General features: G+C 28.9%; 1 protein-coding gene. It reads left to right on the forward strand.

What is annotated here, in order from left to right:
* Nucleotides 1-179 precede the first annotated feature (179 nt).
* Nucleotides 180-845, forward strand: a complete 666-nt coding sequence (locus tag MPF19_RS19000) for a hypothetical protein (protein ID WP_249989847.1) — start codon at nt 180-182, stop codon at nt 843-845.
* Nucleotides 846-1,348: the final 503 nt, after the last annotated feature.

Below are 1,348 nucleotides of genomic sequence, written 5' to 3' on the forward strand. Positions count from 1 at the left end.
CTTAACTAAAAGCAGTTGCATTTTTGCAAACAACAATTTTCCTGCGGAAAATAGCCGTTCACAAAAATCGCAACTTTCATTACACAACAACGTTGGCAAACATAAAAAAAATCTCCAAACGAATGTAACAAACTACTACTTTGAAGTACTAATAATTATATAACACAAAAGCACTGAAAATGAAAAAAGTAATATTTATTTTATTTACAATGATTTCCCTTTCTATTTACTCTCAACAAATTGAATTTGAAAAAACATTAGGAAAAGAAAATGTTGAGACGCTTAATTCGCTAATTGAGAATTTTGAAACAAAAATATTGAAAAATAAATACCCAAAACTAAAAACAGAAAATGCTTACAAGGAATTTCTAAAAGATATTTTAAAGTATAACTATTCTCTTCTGGAAAATAAAATATTTCCTGAAAGTAAATTAAAACTGAATATTTATTGTGTGTCTGATTCTGTTTGGTTTGAAGAAAAAAGTCTTTCATCTGGAAAAAAAAGAAAAATGATTAAAACAAAATACAAATGTTTGAATCCAAAAGGAAAAGTTATTTATTCAAGTTCAGGTTATTATTGTGGTAACGAAAAGAGTAATGAAACATTAAAATATATTGAAAATCAGAAAGAAGACGTTCAAATTAATTTTAATAGTATTTATCTGAAAGCTTTGGAAGAAATCCCTAATAAATCAAAATTCGTCGAATATTATTTGGAAAACATTAAAATGACAGCTGACCCAATTCATCCTTATCGAATGTCTGATTATATATTGAGAAATGATATTGACATAAATGACTATTTCACAAAAAGGTTGATATTCATAAATATGTTTTATAAATAAATAACGTTTGCCAACACCGTATAAACTTTATTGCTGGTTTTGGCTTACTTAGGAAATTCCTCCGGAATTTCGCCGTTCGTGTTTTATTTACTAAATTCACTGCTTAAACTACGCAACAAAGCTTATACAACAACGTTGCAAGTAATAGCGGAAAAAACTCAGGCTGAATAAAATTGTGGTTCGAAATCCTTCCATTTTTGCGTTTTTAAAGTGCGCGAAAACTGAAAATTGCTGAACACTCACTCGCGAATCAAAAATTTTATCAAATTGCGGAATTCCAATATTGTGGAATTGAGCAAAGTTCGGAATTGAGCAAGTTTACGGAATTTTCTCTCTTAGGCAAAACAGGAAAAAAGGTTTCCAAAATTGCGGAATTGAGCTTCATTAGGAATTGAGCAGTTTTGCCGAATAGTTTAGCCCCTTAAAAGTTCGGAGTGCTATTTTAAATTTCAAAACTAATATATTTGAGATATGAAATACAAGAAATGGAGTTTAGACGAAAA

The organism is Polaribacter sp. Z014 (assembly GCF_023555435.1).
Classification (GTDB): domain Bacteria; phylum Bacteroidota; class Bacteroidia; order Flavobacteriales; family Flavobacteriaceae; genus Polaribacter.